The sequence below is a fragment of the Streptomyces sp. NPDC031265 genome, from assembly GCF_055570295.1.
Genome location: NZ_JBVIHM010000010.1, coordinates 181,568 through 200,632 on the forward strand (window position 1 = coordinate 181,568; position 19,065 = coordinate 200,632).

General features: G+C 71.2%; 22 protein-coding genes. 16 read left to right on the top strand and 6 right to left on the bottom strand.

What is annotated here, in order from left to right:
- Positions 1-51 precede the first annotated feature (51 nt).
- Positions 52-768 (bottom strand): IclR family transcriptional regulator NdgR, encoded by a 717-nt coding sequence (gene ndgR, locus ACZ499_RS17980; RefSeq protein WP_371654937.1) that lies wholly within the window; start codon positions 766-768, stop codon positions 52-54.
- Between the two features lie 173 nt (positions 769-941).
- Here ndgR and leuC point away from each other — a divergent pair, with 173 nt between their 5' ends.
- The 4 genes from leuC (at position 942) to ACZ499_RS18000 (ending at position 4,261) form a co-directional block, all read left to right on the top strand.
- Positions 942-2,366: a 3-isopropylmalate dehydratase large subunit gene (leuC, locus tag ACZ499_RS17985; protein WP_468405908.1), complete on the top strand. Its 1,425-nt coding sequence runs from the start codon at positions 942-944 to the stop codon at positions 2,364-2,366.
- Positions 2,367-2,372: 6 nt separating this feature from the next.
- On the top strand, positions 2,373-2,966 hold the full coding sequence (gene leuD, locus ACZ499_RS17990) for a 3-isopropylmalate dehydratase small subunit (RefSeq protein ID WP_468405906.1): 594 nt from the start codon (positions 2,373-2,375) through the stop codon (positions 2,964-2,966).
- Positions 2,967-3,213: 247 nt separating this feature from the next.
- Complete coding sequence (locus ACZ499_RS17995; protein ID WP_067164676.1) at positions 3,214-3,441, top strand: SCO5555 family protein; 228 nt, start codon at positions 3,214-3,216, stop codon at positions 3,439-3,441.
- A 145-nt stretch (positions 3,442-3,586) separates the two neighbouring features.
- Positions 3,587-4,261 carry an HU family DNA-binding protein gene (locus ACZ499_RS18000; protein WP_468676041.1) on the top strand — a complete coding sequence of 225 codons (675 nt, stop codon included), beginning with the start codon at positions 3,587-3,589 and terminating at the stop codon, positions 4,259-4,261.
- Between the two features lie 141 nt (positions 4,262-4,402).
- Here ACZ499_RS18000 and ACZ499_RS18005 read toward each other — a convergent pair whose 3' ends face one another.
- Together ACZ499_RS18005 and cofC are read right to left on the bottom strand one after the other, a co-directional pair.
- Entirely contained in the window at positions 4,403-4,606 is a 204-nt protein-coding gene (locus tag ACZ499_RS18005; protein WP_371654942.1) for a hypothetical protein, read from the bottom strand.
- Between the two features lie 10 nt (positions 4,607-4,616).
- On the bottom strand, positions 4,617-5,345 hold the full coding sequence (gene cofC / locus ACZ499_RS18010; RefSeq protein WP_468676131.1) for a 2-phospho-L-lactate guanylyltransferase: 729 nt from the start codon (positions 5,343-5,345) through the stop codon (positions 4,617-4,619).
- A 139-nt stretch (positions 5,346-5,484) separates the two neighbouring features.
- Here cofC and ACZ499_RS18015 point away from each other — a divergent pair, with 139 nt between their 5' ends.
- From ACZ499_RS18015 to ACZ499_RS18025, 3 genes are read left to right on the top strand one after another with little or no spacing between them, the layout of a single operon-like run.
- Positions 5,485-6,237 carry a lysophospholipid acyltransferase family protein gene (locus ACZ499_RS18015; RefSeq protein ID WP_468405898.1) on the top strand — a complete coding sequence of 251 codons (753 nt, stop codon included), beginning with the start codon at positions 5,485-5,487 and terminating at the stop codon, positions 6,235-6,237.
- Positions 6,234-7,247 (top strand): NAD(P)H-dependent glycerol-3-phosphate dehydrogenase, encoded by a 1,014-nt coding sequence (locus ACZ499_RS18020; RefSeq protein WP_468676045.1) that lies wholly within the window; start codon positions 6,234-6,236, stop codon positions 7,245-7,247. The genes ACZ499_RS18015 and ACZ499_RS18020 overlap by 4 nt, the downstream gene beginning before the upstream one ends.
- A gap of 34 nt (positions 7,248-7,281) precedes the next feature.
- Positions 7,282-8,445: a D-alanine--D-alanine ligase family protein gene (locus ACZ499_RS18025; protein WP_468405894.1), complete on the top strand. Its 1,164-nt coding sequence runs from the start codon at positions 7,282-7,284 to the stop codon at positions 8,443-8,445.
- On the opposite strand, the gene ACZ499_RS18030 is transcribed toward ACZ499_RS18025, so the two are convergent.
- Positions 8,442-8,924 carry a DUF3515 family protein gene (locus ACZ499_RS18030; protein ID WP_468676048.1) on the bottom strand — a complete coding sequence of 161 codons (483 nt, stop codon included), beginning with the start codon at positions 8,922-8,924 and terminating at the stop codon, positions 8,442-8,444. The genes ACZ499_RS18025 and ACZ499_RS18030 overlap by 4 nt on opposite strands.
- Before the next feature lie 20 nt (positions 8,925-8,944).
- Entirely contained in the window at positions 8,945-9,178 is a 234-nt protein-coding gene (locus ACZ499_RS18035; RefSeq protein WP_064070330.1) for an Lrp/AsnC family transcriptional regulator, read from the bottom strand.
- Positions 9,179-9,426: 248 nt separating this feature from the next.
- Between ACZ499_RS18035 and ACZ499_RS18040 the strand changes: the two genes are divergently transcribed.
- Positions 9,427-10,389 carry a thiamine-phosphate kinase gene (locus tag ACZ499_RS18040; RefSeq protein ID WP_385542617.1) on the top strand — a complete coding sequence of 321 codons (963 nt, stop codon included), beginning with the start codon at positions 9,427-9,429 and terminating at the stop codon, positions 10,387-10,389.
- Positions 10,386-11,183: a bifunctional hydroxymethylpyrimidine kinase/phosphomethylpyrimidine kinase gene (gene thiD, locus ACZ499_RS18045; protein WP_468676050.1), complete on the top strand. Its 798-nt coding sequence runs from the start codon at positions 10,386-10,388 to the stop codon at positions 11,181-11,183. The genes ACZ499_RS18040 and thiD overlap by 4 nt, the downstream gene beginning before the upstream one ends.
- Before the next feature lie 251 nt (positions 11,184-11,434).
- Here thiD and rpmB read toward each other — a convergent pair whose 3' ends face one another.
- Positions 11,435-11,620, bottom strand: a complete 186-nt coding sequence (gene rpmB, locus ACZ499_RS18050) for a 50S ribosomal protein L28 (RefSeq protein WP_003951095.1) — start codon at positions 11,618-11,620, stop codon at positions 11,435-11,437.
- A 244-nt stretch (positions 11,621-11,864) separates the two neighbouring features.
- Here rpmB and ACZ499_RS18055 point away from each other — a divergent pair, with 244 nt between their 5' ends.
- From ACZ499_RS18055 to rpmF, 7 genes are all read left to right on the top strand, one after another.
- Complete coding sequence (locus tag ACZ499_RS18055) at positions 11,865-13,448, top strand: DAK2 domain-containing protein (protein ID WP_468676053.1); 1,584 nt, start codon at positions 11,865-11,867, stop codon at positions 13,446-13,448.
- A gap of 92 nt (positions 13,449-13,540) precedes the next feature.
- Positions 13,541-15,739 (top strand): ATP-dependent DNA helicase RecG, encoded by a 2,199-nt coding sequence (recG, locus tag ACZ499_RS18060; protein ID WP_468676055.1) that lies wholly within the window; start codon positions 13,541-13,543, stop codon positions 15,737-15,739.
- Between the two features lie 91 nt (positions 15,740-15,830).
- The gene (gene rsmD, locus ACZ499_RS18065) at positions 15,831-16,415 is read left to right on the top strand and encodes a 16S rRNA (guanine(966)-N(2))-methyltransferase RsmD (protein ID WP_468676057.1); all 585 of its coding nucleotides are present in this window, start codon (positions 15,831-15,833) and stop codon (positions 16,413-16,415) included.
- 20 nt (positions 16,416-16,435) lie between these two features.
- Positions 16,436-16,918, top strand: a complete 483-nt coding sequence (gene coaD, locus ACZ499_RS18070) for a pantetheine-phosphate adenylyltransferase (protein ID WP_468676134.1) — start codon at positions 16,436-16,438, stop codon at positions 16,916-16,918.
- A 96-nt stretch (positions 16,919-17,014) separates the two neighbouring features.
- On the top strand, positions 17,015-18,073 hold the full coding sequence (locus tag ACZ499_RS18075; protein ID WP_468676059.1) for a DivIVA domain-containing protein: 1,059 nt from the start codon (positions 17,015-17,017) through the stop codon (positions 18,071-18,073).
- A gap of 117 nt (positions 18,074-18,190) precedes the next feature.
- A complete protein-coding gene (locus ACZ499_RS18080) occupies positions 18,191-18,877 on the top strand; it encodes a YceD family protein (protein WP_468676061.1) in 687 nt (228 codons plus the stop codon).
- 2 nt (positions 18,878-18,879) lie between these two features.
- On the top strand, positions 18,880-19,053 hold the full coding sequence (gene rpmF, locus ACZ499_RS18085) for a 50S ribosomal protein L32 (RefSeq protein WP_003965982.1): 174 nt from the start codon (positions 18,880-18,882) through the stop codon (positions 19,051-19,053).
- The last annotated feature ends 12 nt before the right edge of the window (positions 19,054-19,065 follow it).

Here is a 19,065-nt window from a genome sequence, read left to right on the forward strand (position 1 = left end):
GCCCACCGCTGCGGCGTTGAAGCGGTGGGCCGGAGGCGGACGTGGGGCGGGCTAGCCGTTGCGGCGCAGGGCCTCGGAGAGGCGGGCGGCGGCGTCGATGACCGCCTGGGCGTGCATCCGGCCCGGATGGCGGGTCAGGCGCTCGATCGGTCCGGAGACCGAGACGGCCGCCACCACGCGGTTGGACGGGCCGCGCACCGGCGCCGAGACCGAGGCCACGCCCGGCTCGCGCTCGCCAATCGACTGGGCCCAGCCCCGGCGTCGTACGCCCGACAGGGCCGTCGCCGTGAAGCGGGCGCCCTGCAGGCCCCGGTGCAGGCGCTCGGGCTCCTCCCACGCCATCAGGATCTGGGCGGAGGAGCCCGCCTTCATCGTCAGGGTCGAGCCGACCGGCACGGTGTCCCGCAGTCCGGACAGCCGCTCGGCCGCCGCCACGCAGATCCGCATGTCGCCCTGACGGCGATAGAGCTGCGCGCTCTCGCCGGTCACATCGCGCAGATGCGTGAGCACCGGCCCGGCCGTGGCCAGCAGACGGTCCTCGCCGGCCGCTGCCGCGAGCTCCGCGAGCCGCGGGCCGAGGATGAACCGGCCCTGCATGTCCCTCGCCACCATGCGGTGGTGTTCCAGTGCCACGGCAAGGCGGTGTGCCGTGGGTCGTGCGAGCCCGGTGGCCGCGACCAGAGCCGCGAGGGTGGCCGGACCGGACTCCAGGGCGCTCAGGACGAGAGCCGCCTTGTCGAGAACGCCGACGCCGCTAGAGTTGTCCATGAAACGATACTCGCGTCTCACTCTGTGAAACGCAAGTTCAATTTTCTCCGGAACTTGCGAACCTGTACTGGCGGTCCGCACAACGGTCCGCAGCCACCGTCCGGTCCCGGGGGCCCGGGCGGAGCACCCGGTCTCTAGTTGGGCCGGCGACGACGCCGGCCGGAGGGAAAGCGATGGGTAGGACACTCGCGGAGAAGGTCTGGGACGACCATGTCGTCAGGCGCGCCGAGGGCGAGCCCGACCTCCTCTTCATCGATCTGCACCTGCTGCACGAGGTGACCAGCCCGCAGGCCTTCGACGGTCTGCGCGCCAACGGCCGCCCGGTCCGGCGCCTCGACCTCACCATCGCCACCGAGGACCACAACACCCCGACCATCGACATCGACAAGCCCATCGCCGACCCGGTCTCCCGGGTCCAGCTGGAGACGCTGCGCAAGAACTGCGCCGAGTTCGGCGTGCGGCTGCACCCGCTCGGCGACGTCGAGCAGGGCGTCGTCCACGTGGTGGGACCGCAGCTGGGCCTGACCCAGCCCGGCACCACCGTGGTCTGCGGCGACTCGCACACCTCCACGCACGGTGCCTTCGGTGCCCTGGCGTTCGGGATCGGCACCTCACAGGTAGAGCATGTGCTCGCCACCCAGACCCTGCCACTGGCGCCCTTCAAGACCATGGCCATCACCGTCGAGGGCGAACTGCCCGACGCCGTCACCGCCAAGGACCTGATCCTGGCCATCATCGCCCGGATCGGCACCGGCGGCGGCCAGGGCTACGTCCTGGAGTACCGCGGCCCGGCCATCGAGAAGCTCTCGATGGAGGCCCGGATGACCATCTGCAACATGTCGATCGAGGCCGGTGCCCGGGCGGGCATGATCGCCCCCGACCGGACCACGTTCGACTACCTCAAGGGCCGCGCGCACGCCCCCGAGGGCGCGGACTGGGACGCGGCGGTCGCGTACTGGCAGACCCTCAAGACGGACGAGGACGCGGTCTTCGACGCCGAGGTGGTCATCGACGCCACCGAGCTCTCGCCGTTCGTCACCTGGGGCACCAACCCGGGCCAGGGCGCACCGCTTTCGGCGTCCGTCCCCGACCCGGCTTCGTACGAAGACGCTTCGGAGCGCCTGGCCGCCGAAAAGGCCCTGGAGTACATGGGGTTGACCGCCGGGCAGCCGCTGCGCACCATCGACGTCGACACCGTCTTCGTAGGTTCGTGCACCAACGGCCGCATCGAGGACCTGCGCTCGGCCGCCTCCATCCTGGAGGGCCGCAAAGTCGCCGACGGCGTACGGATGCTGGTCGTCCCGGGCTCGGTGCGGGTCGCCCTGCAGGCCGTCGAGGAGGGCCTGGACAAGGTCTTCACCGCCGCCGGCGCCGAATGGCGGCACGCGGGCTGCTCGATGTGCCTGGGCATGAACCCGGACCAGCTGGCCCCCGGCGAGCGCTCCGCCTCCACCTCCAACCGCAACTTCGAGGGCAGGCAGGGCAAGGGCGGCCGCACCCACCTGGTCTCGCCGCAGGTCGCGGCCGCGACAGCGGTTCTCGGCCATCTGGCCTCGCCCGCCGACCTCACCGACGCCCGTACGCCCGCTGGAGTCTGATCAGCCATGGAAGCTTTCACCACGCACACCGGCCGGGCCGTCCCGCTGCGCCGCTCCAACGTCGACACCGACCAGATCATCCCGGCCCACTGGCTGAAGAAGGTCACCCGGGACGGCTTCGAGGACGGGCTGTTCGAGGCCTGGCGCAAGGACCCGTCCTTCATCCTGAACCAGCCCGAGCGCCAGGGGGCGTCGGTGCTGGTCGCGGGCCCCGACTTCGGTACGGGATCCTCCCGCGAGCACGCGGTCTGGGCGCTGCAGAACTACGGCTTCAAAACCGTGGTCTCGTCCCGGTTCGCCGATATCTTCCGGGGCAACTCGCTGAAGAACGGGCTGCTCACGGTGGTTCTCGACCAGAAAGTCGTGGACGCGCTCTGGGAGCTGACGGAAAGCGACCCGAACGCCGAGATCACGGTGGACCTCCAGGACCGCCAGGTCCGCGCGAAGGGCCTCACGGCGGACTTCGAGCTCGACGAAAACGCCCGCTGGCGGCTGCTGAACGGCCTGGACGACATCAGCATCACCCTGCAGAACGAGGCGGACATCGCCGCGTACGAGGCGAAGCGGCCCTCCTACAAGCCCAGCACCTCGCAGGTCTGACGGCCGGACGCCGCCTCTCCGGCGGGCCTTCGGCAGTCTTTCGGCCCAACACGCCCCCTGTCTTTCGGGACAGGGGGCGTGTTGCGTTGCGGGGTGTCAGGGTGGCGTCAACTAGCCTAGGCTGCACAGCAGATGGCCGGATTGGGACTTGCGCGACCGGTGGCCGTTGGGGAACCGGAAACCACCCGGAATCCCTCAGTTGCCCCCGCCGGAGGCGACAACTCGCCCCAGATGGCACAATCGGCGCATGGAACGCGACAGCCAACTCGAGCTCTACCGGGTCGTCGCGGACCGACTGAAAGAAGCGCACACAGTGGTGCGCGAACTGCAAGTCCCGGAGGGCGTACGGATGGCGCTGTCCCGGAAGCTGCTGGTCATCACAGCGGCTGCCAAACACGATCTCGCCGATGCGGCAAGGCGTCTGGACCGGTTGATGAAGGACCTCGACGAGGGCCGATTCCCCGAAGGCGACTGAGTCACAAGGAGTTCGGCGAAGGCCGACTTCGTTGCGGCACTAGGGTGATTAGCCCGTTTCGTGTTTGATTTGCGGTATATATCTGCCTAACGTGCGAAAAAGCCAGAACAGATTCGTTCCGGCCAATGTCTCCGAAGGGGAAGACGTGAACAAGGCGCAGCTCGTAGAAGCGATTGCCGACAAGCTCGGCGGCCGTCAGCAGGCCGCGGACGCCGTGGACGCGGTGCTGGACGCGGTCGTCCGGGCCGTCGTCGCCGGCGACCGTGTCTCGGTCACCGGTTTCGGTTCGTTCGAGAAGGTCGACCGTCCGGCCCGTTACGCCCGCAACCCGCAGACGGGTGAGCGTGTGCGGGTCAAGAAGACCTCGGTTCCGCGCTTCCGTGCGGGTCAGGGCTTCAAGGACCTGGTCAGCGGCTCGAAGAAGCTCCCCAAGGGCGACGAGGTCGCCGTGAAGAAGGCACCCAAGGGCAGCCTCTCCGGTGGCACGTCCAGCCGGAGCACGGTCAAGAAGGCCGCGGCCAAGAAGGCCACCACCGCCAAGAAGGCCACCGCCGCCAAGAAGACCACGGCGAAGAAGACGACCGCCAAGAAGACCACGGCGGCCGTGAAGAAGACCACGGCGGCGGCCAAGAAGGCCACCACCGCCAAGAAGGCCACCCCGGCCGCGAAGAAGACCACCACGGCGAAGAAGGCCACCACGGCCAAGAAGGCCACGGCGAAGACCGCGCCCGCGAAGAAGGCCGTCGCGAAGAAGGCGCCCGCCAAGAAGGTCACCGCGCGAAAGACCACCGCCAAGAAGACGACTGCCCGCAAGAAGTAGGCACCGCCGGACGGCTCACCGCCGGGCCGGGCCCCCCTCGGGGAGCCCGGCCCGCGGCGTGTCCGGCCCGCCCTCAGAAGGTCTGCGCCCCCGGAAGGTCTGCGCCCTCAGAAGGTCTGCGCCCCCGGAAGGTCTGCGCCCTCAGAAGGTCTGCAGCGTCACCAGCGTGATGCGCAGGGACGTGCCCGCGCCCTCCGTCTCGATACGGACGCGCTGGCCCACCCGCAGCAGCCGCAGCCCGCCCGCGTCGAACGCCTCGGCCCCGAAGTCCACCGGGGTGCCGTCGTCGAGCAGCACACTGCCGCTGCGGGTCTCGAAGTCGTATGTGTACGCGGTCGCCTGCATACCGGAAAGCCTAGTGCCCCGGTACGACATCCACCGCTGCCCGCAGCGCCGCCGTCGCCGGGCCCGGGCCCAGGGTCAGGGCGGCCAGCAGGTCCACCCCGGTGTCCACGTCCTGGCGTACCGAGTCCACCCCGTCCAGCAGGATTTCCGCAGCCCCCGAGGCCGAATGCGCGGCGCGCGAGGGGCCACCGAAAAGCGGGGCCAAATCCACCCCGGCCCTGGCGGAAAGGAATGTCGTCCCGATTCCGGCCGCATCGGCCAGAAATGCGCGCGGAAATGTGGAGGCGGCATCCAGGACCCGGCCCAATTCCGCCGGCCGCAGTGCGGGCAGATCCGCGTTCAGGGCCGCGACCGCCGCCCCGGGGCGCAGCGCCCGTACCGCGTACGCCCCGTGCACGAGGGCCGCGTTGAGGCCCGCGCCCGGGCGGTCCTCGACGATCCGGGCGCCCAGTGCGGCCAGCTCCGCGCCCGCCAGCGGATCGTCCGTGACTACTGCCACATCCCGTACCTCCGGGCAGGTGAGCGCCGCCCCCACGGTGTCCAGGGCGAACGCCAGGGCGAGCCGGGGCCGCAGCGCCGCGCCGACGGCGGCGGCGAGCCTGCTCTTCGCCAGTGCCAACGGCTTCAGCGGCACGACCAGGGACCAGCGGCCCGGTGATGCGGTGTTCGTGGCGTCCCCCTCGCTCTTGTCTCTCCCCGCCCCGTCGAACGGATAGGCGCTGGACAGGGCGGGGATCATTGTCACCCGGCCAGGAGGAGTCGCCCCACGGCCGGGGCGTACGGTGTTCTCGACAGACCGGAGGGCCGGGGCGACACTTGCTCCCTGCGCCGGTCGCGCAGTGGTCGACAGTGGTCTGTCCTAGAGGAAGGTGCTCCGAGTGTCCCGCCGCAGAATCGGCTTCTGGTACCGCCTGGCGGCGGTCATCGCCAAACCTCCACTGGTGGTGCTTTTCAAGCGGGACTGGCACGGAATGGAGAACATTCCGGCGGAGGGCGGTTTTATCACCGCCATCAATCACAACTCGTATCTCGACATGTTCTCCTACGGGCACTTCCAGTACAACACCGGACGGGTCCCCCGATTCCTCGCCAAGGCGGCGCTCTTCAAGGCGCCCGGCGTGGGACTGCTGCTGCGCGGCACGGGCCAGATCCCCGTCTACCGCGAGTCCTCCAACGCCTTCGGCGCCTTCCGGGCCGCCGTCGAGGCGATCGAGGGCGGCGAATGCGTCGCGTTCTACCCCGAGGGCACCCTCACCCGCGACCCCGACATGTGGCCGATGACCGCCAAGACCGGTGTCGCGCGTGCCGCGCTGCAGACGAGGGCCCCGGTCATCCCGGTCGCCCAGTGGGGCGCCAACTTGGCGATGCCGCCCTACGCCAAGGAGAAGAAGGTCCGCTTCTTCCCCCGCAAGACCCTCCAGGTGCAGGCCGGTCCGCCGGTCGACCTCGCGCGCTTCTACGACAAGGAGCCCACCCCCGAGGTGCTGCGCGAGGCGACCGAGGTCATCATGGCCGCGATCACCCGCCAGCTGGAGGAGATCCGGGGCGAGAGCGCCCCCGCGAAGCCGTACGATCCGCGCGAAGTCCGCGCACAGCTGCGCCGCAAGGCGGCCGGGGAGGGCACCAAGTGACGCACGCCGCCACCAAGGCAGCAGTATTCGGCACCGGCTCCTGGGGCACGGCGTTCGCCATGGTCCTCGCCGACGCGGGCTGCGAGGTGACCCTCTGGGGCCGCCGCCCCGAACTCGCCGAGGCGATCAACACCACCCGCACCAACCCCGACTACCTGCCGGGCATCGAACTGCCCGCTGCGGTACGGGCGACCACCGACCCCGCCGAGGCCGCCGAGGGCGCCGACTTCACCGTCCTGGCCGTGCCCTCGCAGACGCTGCGCGGCAACCTCGCCGCCTGGACACCGCTGCTCGCGCCCGACACCGTGCTCGTGTCCCTGATGAAGGGCGTCGAACTCGGCACCGCCAAGCGGATGAGCGAGGTGATCGAGGAGGTCGCCAAGGTCTCCGCCGACCGCGTCGCCGTGGTCACCGGACCCAACCTCGCCAAGGAGATCGCCCAGCGCCGGCCCGCCGCCGCCGTGGTCGCCTGCCGCGACGAGGCCGTCGCCCAGCGCCTCCAGGCCGCCTGTCACACCCCGTACTTCCGCCCGTACACCAACACCGACGTCGTCGGCTGCGAGCTCGGCGGCGCCGTCAAGAACGTCATCGGGCTCGCCGTCGGCATCGCCGACGGCATGGGCCTGGGCGACAACGCCAAGGGCTCGCTCATCACCCGGGGCCTCGCCGAAACCACCCGGCTCGGCCTCGCGATGGGCGCCGACCCGCTGACCTTCTCCGGTCTCGCGGGCCTCGGCGACCTCGTCGCCACCTGCTCCTCGCCGCTCTCGCGCAACCACACTTTCGGCACCAACCTCGGCCGGGGCATGACGCTCCAGGAGACCATCGAGGTCACCAAGCAGACCGCCGAGGGCGTCAAGTCCTGCGAGTCCGTACTGGATCTGGCCCGCCGCCACGGCGTCGACATGCCCATCACCGAGACCGTCGTCGGCATCGTCCACGAGGGCAAGCCCCCGGTGGTCGCCCTCAAGGAGCTGATGTCGCGCAGCGCCAAGTCCGAGCGGCGCTGAAGGCGGCGGACCGAACGGGTACGCTCAACGCGATATGAGCAGCGAGAACCTCCCCCAGAGCCCTGAGAGCACCCAGCAGCCGCGCAAGCCGCGGGTGGCCGTCGTGTTCGGCGGCCGCAGCTCCGAGCACGGCATCTCGGTCGTCACCGCCGGTGCCGTACTGCGCGCCATCGACCGTACGAAGTACGACGTGCTGCCCATCGGCATCACGACGGACGGCCGCTGGGCGCTCACCGCCGACGAGCCGGAGCGGATGGCCATCGCCGACCGCAAGGTGCCCACCGTGGCGGAGCTCGCCGAGTCCGCCGAGGGCGGCGTCGTGCTTCCCGTGGACCCGGGCAACCGTGAGGTCGTCTACACGGAGCCCGGCGCGGTCCCCAAGGCGCTCGGCGAGGTCGACGTCGTCTTCCCGGTGCTCCACGGCCCGTACGGCGAGGACGGCACCCTCCAGGGCCTCCTGGAACTCTCCGGCGTCCCCTACGTCGGCTCGGGCGTGCTCGCCTCGGCCGTCGGCCAGGACAAGGACTACATGAAGCGGGTGTTCACCTCGTTCGGGCTGTCCGTCGGCCCCTACCTGGTGGTCCGGCCGCGCGAGTGGGAGCAGGACGAGCAGGGCGCCCGCAAGCGGATCGCCGCCTTCGCGGGCGAGCACGGCTGGCCGCTGTTCATCAAGCCCGCCCGGGCCGGGTCCTCCTTCGGCATCACCAAGGTCGACTCCTTCGACGGCCTGGACGAGGCCATCGAGGAGGCGCGGCGCCACGACCCCAAGTTCCTGGTCGAGTCGCTGCTGCGCGGCCGTGAGATCGAGTGCGGCGTCCTGGAGTTCGAGGACGGGCCGCGCGCGAGCGTGCCGGCCGAGATCCCGCCGGTCAGCGACCACGCTTTCTACGACTTCGAGGCCAAGTACATCGACTCGGCCGACGGGATCGTGCCCGCGCCGATCGGCGCCGAGGCCACCGCCGAGGTGCGCCGGCTCGCCGTGGAGGCGTTCGAGGCCGCGTCCTGCGAGGGGCTGGTCCGGGCGGACTTCTTCCTCCAGGAGAACGGCGAGTTCGTGATCAACGAGATCAACACGATGCCGGGGTTCACGCCGATCTCGATGTACCCGCGGATGTGGGAGGCGACGGGCGTGGACTACGCGGAGCTGGTGGACCGGCTGATCGACGCGGCGCTGCGCCGTTCGACGGGCCTGCGCTAGACCGTCTTCGGGATGGCCTTGCGGACGGGGACGCCGAACGGCTGGAGCACGGACGCGTCGTTCGCGTACCGCTTCCCCGTTCGCAGCTCGACGTAGGGGTCCCGGTACTGAGTGATGAAGCGGGGCCCCTCGTCGCGCTGCTGCACGGTCCAGTCGACGCCCTCCACGCCGACGCCCGGGAGCTTCGGATCCGACATCTCCTCGGGTCGCGGAATGCCGCAGCGCAGTACGATCTCCGCGTCCCCGTCCCCCCATCGGGCCGTCAGCGGTGAGTCAGGGGTGGGGTCGTGCCGCTTCTGCCCGGCCACGGTGTCCGGCAGCGCCTTGTCCAGCGCCGCGCAGGCGGCCGCCTCCTTCGCCGTCGGCGAGGGAACCGCGACCCCCGCGCCGGCGTCGGACGAGGAAGAACAGCCCGCGGCCGCCATGAGCATGGCGACCGCGGGCAGGACGAGCAGCGGACGGCGGCGCGGAGAAGTCACCGGTCAAGGGTAAGCGGGGGCTACAGATGAACCACCGGGCAGGTCAGGGTGCGGGTGATCCCGTCCACTTGCTGGACCTTGGCGACCACCATGCGGCCCAGCTCGTCGACCGTGTCCGCCTGGGCGCGCACGATCACGTCGTACGGCCCGGTGACGTCCTCGGCCTGGATCACTCCCGGAATCTTTGCGATGGTCTCGGCGACGGTCGACGCCTTGCCCACCTCGGTCTGGATGAGGATGTACGCCTGTACCACGGAACCTCCAGGGCGGCCACGAGGATCATGTCCCCTCCCTACGGCGGGGAGGCCCAAGGGGGGAAGAAAGAGACGCCACGGTATCGCGTCGCCGTGCGCCCGGGGGAGTACCGCGCAGGCGCGGGCGCTCGCATATCCGCGTGCGCGCAGCAGAAGTTGACGTATGTGTCGACGGTACCCACCGAGGTGACCGCTCGCGACCGCGAGCGCGCCGGGTGCCATGGGGCAAGAGGATGAGAGGTGGCACGGTGAAAGGCACTGTGGGCGAGTTGGGGGAGTTCGGGCTCATCAGGGAGCTGACCTCCCGGCTCACCTCGACCCCCGCGGTACGGATCGGCCCCGGCGACGACGCCGCGGTCGTGACCGCACCCGACCGCAGGGTGGTGGCGAGCACGGACATCCTTCTGGAGGGCCGCCACTTCCGGCGCGACTGGTCGACCGCGTACGACGTGGGCCGCAAGGCCGCCGCACAGAATCTGGCCGATATCGCCGCCATGGGCGCGGTCCCGACCGCGCTGCTGCTCGGCCTGGTCGTCCCAGCCGAGCTCCCGGCCACCTGGCCGGTCGAGCTGATGGACGGGATCCGCGACGAGTGCCAGGTCGCGGGGGCGGCCGTGGTCGGCGGCGACGTGGTCCGCGGCGACACCATCACCGTCGCCATCACCGCCCTCGGCGACCTGCGCAACCACGAGCCGGTGACCCGCGGCGGCGCGCAGCCCGGCGACGTGGTCGCGGTGACCGGCTGGCTGGGCTGGTCGGCGGCGGGTTACGCGGTCCTCTCGCGCGGCTTCCGCTCGCCGCGCGCCTTCGTGGAGGCCCACCGCCGCCCGGAGCCGCCGTACCACGCGGGCCCCGCGGCCGCCGGGCTCGGCGCCACCGCCATGACGGACGTCAGCGACGGCCTGGTGGCGGACCTCGGGCACATCGCGGAGGCGAGCAAGGTCCGTATCGACCTGCGCTCGGGCCTGATCGACATCCCGACGCAGATGAACGACATCGGCCAGGCGGTCGGCGTCGACCCGCTCCAGTGGGTGCTGACCGGGGGCGAGGACCACGCGATCGTGGCGACCTTCCCGCCGGACGTGAAGCTGCCCGCCCGCTGGAAGGTCATCGGGGAGGTGCTCAACCCCTCGGCGCTGCCCCAGGTCACCGTCGACGGCGCGCCCTGGACCGCCAAGGGCGGCTGGGACCACTTCGGGGACGAGGAGTGAGCGCCGCGCCGCCCCGGGTGCTGACCGTCGCCGGTTCCGACTCCGGCGGCGGCGCGGGCGTCCAGGCCGACCTCAAGACGATGCTGGCCCTGGGCGTCCACGGGATGAGCGTGATCACCGCGGTGACCGCGCAGAACTCGCTGGGCGTCCAGGGCGCCTGGGAGCTGCCCGCCGAGGCGGTCCGGGCGCAGTACCGCTCGGTCGTCGACGACATCGGCGTCCAGGCGGTGAAGACGGGGATGCTCTCGTCCGCCGCCCTGGTGGAGACCGTGGCGGAACTCCTGTCGGGCACGGACGCGCCGGTGGTCGTGGACCCCGTGGGCGTCTCCAAGCACGGCGACGCCCTGCTCGCGGCCGAGGCGCTGGAGTCCGTACGGAAGAGGCTGCTGCCGACCGCGACCGTGGCCACACCCAACCTGGACGAAGTGGCGCAGCTCACGGGCGTACGGGTCGAGGACGAGGACGGGATGCGGCGGGCGGCCGGGGCGATCCTCGCCTTCGGCCCCCGCTGGGCCCTGATCAAGGGCGGCCACTTCCCGGGCGACGCGATCGACCTGCTCACCGACGGCACGGAGGAGCACTGGCTCCGAGCCCCTCGCCACGACAACCGCCACACCCACGGCACGGGCTGCACCCTGGCATCGGCGGTGGCGTCGGGCTTGGCGAAGGGACTGACGGTCCCGGAGGCGGTGAGGCAGGCGAAGGAGTACGTGACGGGGGCGATCGCGCAGGGCTTCGCGCTGGGGGCGGGGATCGGCCCGGTGGATCATGGGTGGCGGTTCCGTACGCCCTAGGGAGCGCGGGGATCGGCCCGGTGGAACATGGCCGGCGAACCCCGCACCCCCTCGGGGGCGCGGGGCTGTGGCATGTGCGGCTCCGCCGCGACGGGGGTCCCCCCTGTTCGAGCGAAGCCGAGACTTGGGGGAGCGACGACCAGCCCCCACCGGCCCGCAGCCGAAACGGACACGGCAAAAAGCCGGCCCACCGAGGTGGACCGGCTTTTTAAGGCAACCGCAGGGGCTGCGCTACGACGAAACGTCGCGTGTTAGCGCGAGACCTTGCCGGCCTTGATGCACGAGGTGCAGACGTTGAGCCGCTTCGGCGTCCGACCGACCACGGCACGCACACGCTGGATGTTCGGGTTCCAGCGACGAGACGTACGGCGGTGCGAGTGCGAAATGTTGTTGCCGAAGCTCGGCCCCTTGCCGCAAACGTCGCAGTTGGCAGCCACGGGTCACTCCAAAGACTTCAGATGCACTTACAGTGAAATCCGGCGCACCGGAATCAGAGATCTGAAGTGGCTTGCCGGGGGAATGGCCCGACTCTCGCCGGGCAACCGGAGCAGCATACAACGGCTGCTCCCGAGATACGAAACTACCACGACCGCCGCCGCACCCCACCCCGGGCCCGAGCCCCTCCCCGGGTCTACCCTGCTGCTGGCCCGCAGCTCACCGGCCGCCCAAGGAGGACACCAGGTGCCGCAGACTTTCGACGCCGTCGCGGTGCGCACCTGGTGCTCGCTGGCCCTGGACGGGCTCGGCCGGGACCGCGAGGAGATCGACGCGGTCAACGTCTACCCCGTCGCGGACGGGGACACCGGCACCAACCTCTATCTGACCGTGGAGTCCGCCCACCAGGCGGTCGAGGCGGTCTTCGCCGCGTACACCGAGGTGCCGGAGACGCCCGACGTCATACGGGCCATGGCGCACGGCGCCCTCGTCGGCGCCCGCGGCAACTCCGGCACGATCCTCTCCCAGCTGCTGCGCGGCATGGCCGAGGTGCTCGCCGAGCGCGGCACGGATCTGTCCGGGGCCCTGCGCCGGGCCGCCGAGTCGGCGTACGAGGCGGTCGCGCACCCGGTCGAGGGCACGGTCCTGACGGTGGCGAGGGCCGCAGCCGAGGCGGCCCGCGGGGTGGACGGAGATGCGGCGGCCGTGGCCACCGCGGCCTACGGCGGCGCCCGGCGGGCCCTGGAGGAGACGCCCGGGCAGCTCGCGGTCCTCGGCCGTGCCGGGGTCGTGGACGCGGGCGGCTGGGGTCTTGTGACGGTCCTGGGGGCACTGGCGCAGGCGCTCACCGGCGAGGCCGCGCCCGTACGGCACGAGGCGCATCCGCCGCTCGACCCGCACTCCTGCCCCGCCGACCCCGCCGAGAGCGCCGGGCCGGCCTTCGAGGTGATCTACCTCCTGGAGGCCGGGGACGAGGCCGTGGCCCGGCTGCGGGGCCGCCTGGACGCGCTCGGGGACTCCCTGGTGGTCGTCGGCGGCGACGGGCTGTGGAACGTCCACGTACACGTGGACGACGCGGGCGCGGCCGTCGAGGCGGGCGTGGAGGCCGGGCGGCCGTACCGGATCCGCATCACCCACTTCGGGGCCCGCCCCGAGCCGCGCGAGCAGGTCCAGCGGGCCGTCGTCGCGGTCGTGCCCGGTGAGGGCCTGGCCGGGCTGTGCGCCGAGGCCGGGGCGACCGCCGTCCTGGTCCGGCCCGGCGAGCCCCCTGCCAGTGGCGAGCTCGTCGACGCGATCCGCCGCGCCCACGCGCGCGAGGTCGTCCTGCTGCCCAACGACGCCGAGCTGCGCCACACCGCCGCCGCGGCCGTGGAGCAGGCGCGCACCGAGGGCGTACGGGTCGCGCTCATCCCCACCCGGTCCGCCGTCCAGGGCCTCGCCGCGCTCGCGGTGCACGCCCCCGACCGCCGCTTCGACGAGGACGTGGTCGCGATGACCGCGGCGGCCGGCGCCACCCGGTACGCCGAACTGGCCGTCGCCGAGCGGCAGTCGTGGACCACGGCCGGCATCTGCCAGGCCGGGGACGTGCTCGGCCTCATCGACGGCGACGTGGCCGTGATCGGGCAGGACCTGGCCCGTACGGCCAAGGCGGTACTGGACCGGATGCTGGCGGCGGGCGGCGAGCTGGTCACCCTGGTGCTGGCCGCCGACGCCCCGGCGGACCTGGCGCCCGGCATCGAGGCCCATGTACGCGAGGCCCATCTGGCGGTCGACACCGTCGTCTACGACGGCGGCAACCAGAGCGCCCCGCTGCTGATCGGCGTCGAGTAGCCGGTAGAGGGGCCGGCCGAGTGGCCGCCGTACGCGGCGAGTTGTCCACAGGGGCCGGGGGATCCTGCGGGATGTCAGTGGTGTGGTGTGCAATGGATCGCGTGCCTGCGCTCGATGAACCCCTCAAGAAGCTGCTCGGCGGACCCACCGCGAAGGTGATGGCCGAGCATCTCGACCTGCACACGGTCGGCGACCTCCTCCACCACTACCCGCGGCGGTACGAGGAGCGCGGCCAGCTGACGAAGCTGGCCGAGCTGCCCCTCGACGAGGACGTCACGGTCGTCGCCCAGGTGGCCGACGCGCGCGTGCACACGTTCAACGGCGGCCGCGGCCAGCGCCTGGAGATCACCATCACCGACGGCAGCGGCCGCCTCCAGCTGGTCTTCTTCGGCCGCGGCATCCACAAGCCGCACAAGGAGCTGCTGCCCGGCAGCCGCGCGATGTTCGCGGGCAAGGTGTCGATGTTCAACCGCCGCCTCCAGCTCGCCCACCCCACGTACGCGAAGCTGAGCGCCGAGGGCGACGACTCCGCCGACGCGGTGGACTCCTGGGCGGGCGCGCTCATCCCGATCTACCCCGCCTGCAAGGGCCTGGAGTCGTGGAAGATCGCCAAGGCGGTCGACGCGGTGCTGCCCAGCGCCCAGGAGGCCGCAGACCCGCTGCCCCCCTCCCTGCGGGAGGGCCGTGGCTTCGTCCCGCTGCCCGAGGCGCTGCTCAAGGTCCACCGCCCGCACAGCAAGGACGACGTGGAGCAGGCCCGCCAGCGGCTGAAGTGGGACGAGGCGTTCGTCCTCCAGGTGGCACTGGCCCGGCGGCGGTTCGCGGACACGCAACTGCCCGCCGTGGCGCGCAGGCCCGCCCCCGACAGCCTGCTCGACGCCTTCGACGCCAAACTGCCCTTCACCCTCACCGACGGCCAGCGCAAGGTCTCCAAGGAGATCTTCGACGACCTGGCCACCGAACACCCGATGCACCGGCTGCTCCAGGGCGAGGTGGGGTCGGGGAAGACCATGGTGGCCCTGCGCGCCATGCTCGCCGTGGTCGACAGCGGCGGCCAGGCCGCCATGCTCGCCCCGACCGAGGTCCTGGCCCAGCAGCACCACCGGTCCATCACCGAGATGATGGGCGAGCTGGCCGAGGGCGGGATGCTGGGCGGGTCCGACCTCGGCACCAAGGTCGTCCTGCTCACCGGCTCGATGGGCACGGCCGCCCGCCGCCAGGCGCTGCTCGACCTGGTCACCGGCGAGGCGGGGGTCGTGATCGGCACGCACGCGCTGATCGAGGACAAGGTGCAGTTCCACGATCTGGGACTGGTCGTGGTGGACGAGCAGCACCGCTTCGGTGTCGAGCAGCGCGACGCCCTGCGCGGCAAGGGCAAGCAGCCGCCGCACCTCCTGGTGATGACGGCCACGCCGATTCCGCGCACGGTCGCGATGACCGTCTTCGGTGATCTGGAGACCTCGGTCCTGGACCAGCTCCCGGCGGGGCGTTCGCCCATCGCCAGCCATGTCGTCCCCGCCCAGGACAAGCCGCACTTCCTGGCGCGCGCCTGGGAGCGGGTCCGCGAGGAGGTCACCAAGGGCCACCAGGCGTACGTGGTGTGTCCTCGCATCGGCGACGACGAAGAGGAGAAGAAGGCGGGCAAGAAGAAGTCCGCCGAGGACGAGGCGGAGAAGCGCCCGCCGCTCGCCGTCCTCGACATCGCCGAGCAGCTGCGGAAAGGCCCGCTCCAGGGGCTGCGCGTCGAGGTGCTGCACGGCCGGATGCAGCCCGATGACAAGGACGACGTGATGCGCCGGTTCGCGGCCGGCGACGTGGACACGCTGGTCGCGACCACGGTCATCGAGGTCGGGGTGAACGTGCCGAACGCCACCGCGATGGTGATCATGGACGCGGACCGGTTCGGCGTCTCGCAGCTGCACCAGCTGCGCGGCCGCGTCGGCCGTGGCTCGGCCCCGGGCCTGTGCCTGCTGGTCACCGAGATGCCGGAGGCGAGCGCGGCCAGGGCCCGGCTGAACGCGGTGGCCGCCACCCTGGACGGCTTCGAGCTCTCCCGGATCGACCTGGAGCAGCGCCGCGAGGGCGATGTGCTGGGCCAGGCCCAGTCGGGTGTGCGCTCGTCGCTGCGGATGCTCGCGGTCATCGAGGACGAGGAGGTGATCGCGGCGGCTCGCGAGGAGGCGGTGGCGGTGGTGGGCCAGGACCCGGATCTGGAACGGCTGCCCGCTCTGCGGACGGCGCTGGACGCCCTGCTCGACAAGGACCGCGAGCAGTTCCTCGACAAGGGCTGACGGGAAGCGGCCCGGCCGGGGCGCGGCGTCCGCGTCAGGTTCTGAGAAACTGGGGGACACCAGTGACGTACGTACACCGACAAGGACTCAGATGACCCGCGTGATCGCCGGCCGGGCCGGCGGACGCCGCCTGGCCGTACCGCCGGGCAACGGCACCCGCCCCACCTCCGACCGCGCGCGCGAGGGCCTCTTCTCCACCTGGGAGGCCCTGCTCGGCACGCTGGAGGGGATCCGGGTCGCGGATCTGTACGCCGGGTCGGGCGCGGTCGGCCTGGAGGCGCTCTCCCGGGGCGCCTCGCACGCGCTGCTCGTCGAGGCCGACGCCCGGGCCGTGAAGACCGTCCGCGACAACGTGCGCGTACTGGGCCTTCCGGGCGCGGAGGTACGTAACGGAAAAGCGGAACAGATCGTTGCGGGCCCGGCCCCCGAAACCCCCTTTGACGTGGTGTTTCTCGACCCGCCGTACGCCGTGACCGATGACGATCTTCGCGAGATCCTCCTCACACTCCGCACTCAGGGCTGGCTCGCCGACGAGTGCCTGGTCACCGTGGAGCGCAGCACCAGAGGCGGAGAATTCGGCTGGCCGCAGGGGTTCGAGCCACTGCGGGCCCGTCGTTACGGCGAGGGCACGCTTTGGTACGGTCGCGCCGCCTCTACGTGCGAAGAAGCACCATGACCGGGAGCGAGGGACTTCAGTTGCGCCGAGCCGTCTGTCCGGGGTCGTTCGACCCCATCACCAATGGACATCTCGACATCATCGCCCGCGCCTCCAAGCTGTACGACGTGGTGCACGTCGCGGTGATGATCAACCAGTCGAAGAAGGGCCTGTTCACCATCGAGGAGCGGATCGGGATGATCCGTGAGGTGACCGCCGACCTCGGCAACGTGGAGGTCGAGTCCTTCCACGGCCTGCTGGTCGACTTCTGCAAGCAGCGCGACATCCCCGCCATCGTGAAGGGCCTGCGCGCGGTCAGCGACTTCGACTACGAGCTCCAGATGGCCCAGATGAACAACGGGCTCTCGGGCGTCGAGACCCTGTTCGTGCCCACCAACCCGACGTACAGCTTCCTGTCGTCCTCGCTGGTCAAGGAGGTCGCGGCCTGGGGCGGAGACGTCTCCCACCTGCTGCCTCCCACCGTCCATGACGCACTGGTCGCGCGGATCGCCGAGCAGCGCTGAGCTGACAGCCCGTCAGCTGGTGTCGTGCGGGACCCGACTGGCCTTACAGTCGTCCCGTCCGTCTCCCAACCAGTCGTAGAGAGTGGCGAGCACACGGTGGACGTGCAGAAGAAGCTGGACGAGATCGTCGGTGTGGTCTCCGGCGCCCGCTCCATGCCCATGTCGGCCTCGTGCGTGGTCAACCGCGCCGAGCTGCTCGCGCTCCTGGAAGAGGTGCGCCAGGCCCTGCCCGGCTCCCTCGCCCAGGCCCAGGAGCTGATCGGCGGCCGCGAGCAGATGGTCGAGCAGGCCCGCCAGGAGGCCGAGCGGATCATCGAGTCCGCGCACGCCCAGCGGGGCACGCTGATCTCCGACACTGCGGTCGCCCGGCAGTCGCAGGACGAGGCCGACCGCATCCTCGCCGACGCCAAGCGCGAGGCCGACGAGATCCGTGCCGAGGCCGACGACTACGTCGACTCCAAGCTGGCCAACTTCGAGGTCGTCCTCACCAAGACCATCGGCTCGGTGGACCGCGGCCGCGAGAAGCTGCTCGGCCGCGGCCCAGGTCTGGACGAGCAGGGGCAGGCCGACGCGGACGCCCCCGAGTACAGCCCCGACCCGCAGACCCTGATCCGGCGTGCCGACGAGTACATCGACACCAAGCTCGGCGCCTTCGAGGCCGTCCTCGCCAAGACCCTCGAAGCGGTCGGCCGCGGCCGCGAGACCCTGCACGGCCGGATCGCCAGCGACGAGCTGGGCGCGCACATGGCCGCCCAGGACGCCGCGGGGGCCTTCGGGGGCCACACCAGCGACGCGGACTACCTCGCGGGCCTGGCCGACCTTGCGGACCCCCAGCCGCAGGCCGCCTCCCAGCCCCAGCAGGCCCAGGTCCCGGAGCAGGTCTACGACCCGTACGGCTACGGGCAGGCCCAGGCCCAGCAGGACCCGTACGCCTACCAGCAGCAGCCCCAGCAGCAGTACGCCCAGTACGGCTACGACCAGCAGCAGCCGCAGCAGGACCCGTACGGCTACGACCCGCAGGCATACGGACATCATCAGCAGCAGGCCGTCCCGCAGCCCGCGCACCCGCCGCAGGGCGCTCTGGACGAGACCAGCCTCTTCGACACGAGCATGATCGACCTGGAACAGCTGCGTCAGTACGAGCAGGGGCGCTAGCGCCGCTTCGCGGAGCCCGGATTGGGTCAATCGCGGCCCGTCCAGTATCCTGGCTCTTCGGTCGCGCGTACGTCCGCGATCAACGCTGCCCGCGCGTCGCCGCACCCACGGCGACGCATGGCGGCCACCCTCCACGATCCGAAAGCAGGAAGAACCCTGAGTACGCACCTCGACCACCGCAACCCTCTCGTGTTCGACACACACGAGCTGGGGCGGCGTCCCGGTGCCCTCCAGCGGATCTCCCGCACGGTCGAGGCGCCCGCCGATCTCGGGATCGACGGCGTCATCGGAGTGCCCCAGGGCGCGCCGGTGGAGATCGAGCTCCGCCTGGAGTCGGTCATGGAAGGGGTGCTTGTCACAGGCACCTCCCGTGCATCGGCCGAGGGCGAGTGCGTAAGGTGTCTGGAGCCGCTTGAGCTCGCGCTCGATGCGGACTTCCAGGAGATGTTCTCGTACCCTGACGCCGACGACCGGAGCCGCAGCAAGCAGGCGGAGCCGGCCGACGACGCCGAGGACGAGGACACCATCCCGCTTGAGGACGGACTTTTCGACCTTGAGCCAGTGCTGCGTGATGCGGTGGTGCTCGCACTGCCGATGCAGCCGGTGTGCCGGGAGACCTGCCTCGGCCTGTGTTCCACCTGTGGATTCAGGCTCGAGGACGACCCCGACCACCACCACGATGCCGTCGACATCCGTTGGGCGGCACTGCAAGGACTCGCCGGGACCATCCAGGACGGCGAGAAGGACAACATGAGCGGCACTGCCTCTGACGTGCAGCGCGCCGCCGAGAAGCAGGAGAAGTAGCCGTGGCTGTTCCGAAGCGGAAGATGTCGCGCAGCAACACGCGCCACCGCCGGTCGCAGTGGAAGGCTGCGGTCCCCACCCTGGTTTCGTGTGAGCGTTGCCAGGAGCCGAAGCTCCAGCACATCGCGTGCCCGAGCTGCGGCACCTACAACAAGCGCCAGGTCCTCGAGGTCTGAGCGGCTGGTGAG